Origin of the sequence: Acinetobacter sp. YH16038, from assembly GCF_013417275.1 — a bacterium.
Classification (GTDB): domain Bacteria; phylum Pseudomonadota; class Gammaproteobacteria; order Pseudomonadales; family Moraxellaceae; genus Acinetobacter.
Genome location: NZ_VPEG01000140.1, coordinates 1 through 1,602 on the forward strand (window position 1 = coordinate 1; position 1,602 = coordinate 1,602).

At 33.7% G+C, this 1,602-nt stretch carries 2 protein-coding genes; one reads left to right on the top strand and one right to left on the bottom strand.

Annotated elements, in window-relative coordinates; genetic code table 11:
* Nucleotides 1-92 precede the first annotated feature (92 nt).
* Nucleotides 93-794 carry an Eco47II family restriction endonuclease gene (locus FTV34_RS17345; protein ID WP_180070900.1) on the bottom strand — a complete coding sequence of 234 codons (702 nt, stop codon included), beginning with the start codon at nt 792-794 and terminating at the stop codon, nt 93-95.
* A gap of 85 nt (nt 795-879) precedes the next feature.
* Here FTV34_RS17345 and FTV34_RS17350 point away from each other — a divergent pair.
* On the top strand, nt 880-1,602 hold a 723-nt coding region (locus tag FTV34_RS17350; RefSeq protein WP_180070902.1), incomplete at its 3' end, for a DNA cytosine methyltransferase.

The following is a 1,602-nucleotide window of genomic DNA, read 5'->3' on the forward strand; positions in this document are numbered from 1 at the left end:
ACGAAAAACCCCGACAGGATGTCGGGGTTTTTTATTACCAAAAATTTGATTCGCATAATTCGTATTATGTTAATTTTAGAAAAGATGCATAATCATTTTTTACCGTATATACGTGAAAATTCCTTATCATTTAAATACTTATTAGAATCTCTTTTTTCTTCATATTCTTCTTCTAGAATTTCAGCTGTTACAACTGGAAGTAATTGATAGAGTTCCTTTAATGCGTCTTTATTCCCTGTAACTTTTTCATAAAAGGTTTGTCCATCAATTCGACGAATTCGCTCATTTTCTTCTCTATTCTTTTTGGATACATTATCAGATGGAGTAAAAGTTTCATCATAACTTTTACCGTTTTTTGGAAGAATTTCAACATAGTATGCTACGACACTTTCATCCTCGGGTAACTTACTTTGAAGATCATCATAGATAGACTTTTTATGATTACCCTTAGTCGTATTATGTTTATTTTTTACCTCAGCGATAAATCCCTTAGCGGTTCCATCTAAATCAATAAGGCTTCCTGTTTTTAAATTTTGTACTCCATCTAAAGTTCCGAGAACAGCCTGATGCAACTCTCCTATCTGATTTTGGAGAGTTTTTTGTACTTGGCGTTGTTTTTCCTGCACCATCCACTCTTCCATAGAGATATCTTTGATAGTTGTTTCAATCGTAGCGGCAAAAACATCAATAGTATTTCTATACATATCTTGTTCAGCAGAATCTTGAGATTCATAAGCTGATTTTACTAAAGGTCTTAAAACTTCCTTGACCTTATCTTTATCAAACGTTGACACTATTAAAACTCCTAAAATAATTGTGGACCTGGCTCTCCTTCCGAGTTAAACTTATGACTTGTTCTGTAATAACCTTAACGCACCTATGAACATACTTACTTCCTTTGATGATTGCTTCTCGGCAGAAACAATTGCTGATGCCTTATCAGTTTCTAAAAGGAATATTGAATCATGGGCGAAGAATGGAAAACTTGTTCCGATTCTAGATCCTGCAACCCACAAAAAACCATATAAAAAAGAACAGTTAATTCAATTTCCCGAATTCTCTGCAATGTTTAATAGCTCATGGCAAGAACAAGAAAAAACAACTCCAATTAGAGAGTTTTCTCTTGTCGAGTTATTTGCAGGAGCAGGCGGATTAGCTTTAGGTTTAGAAAAAGCTGGCTTCAAATCAATTTTATTAAATGAGAAAGATAAATTTGCATGTCAGACTTTACGATTTAATAGACCTGAATGGAACGTAATTGAAGATGATATTGCTAATGTTGATTTTCGTCATTTACAAGGAAAAGTTGACTTATTAACAGGAGGATTCCCATGCCAACCTTTTTCGTATGCTGGTAAACAGTTAGGTTTTGAAGATATCCGAGGAACTTTAGTTTTTGAGATGGCTAGAGCTATCAAAGAAATTCAACCTAAAGTTTTCTTAGCAGAAAATGTAAAAGGATTAGCTGAGAATGATAATGGAAAAACCCTCACAACCATCATTTCAATTCTAGAAGAACTAGGCTATGAGATTATTGAAAAAGACATCTATAAAGCTTTGTTCTATAAAACCCCCCAGAAGCGTGAACGTCTCATAATTATT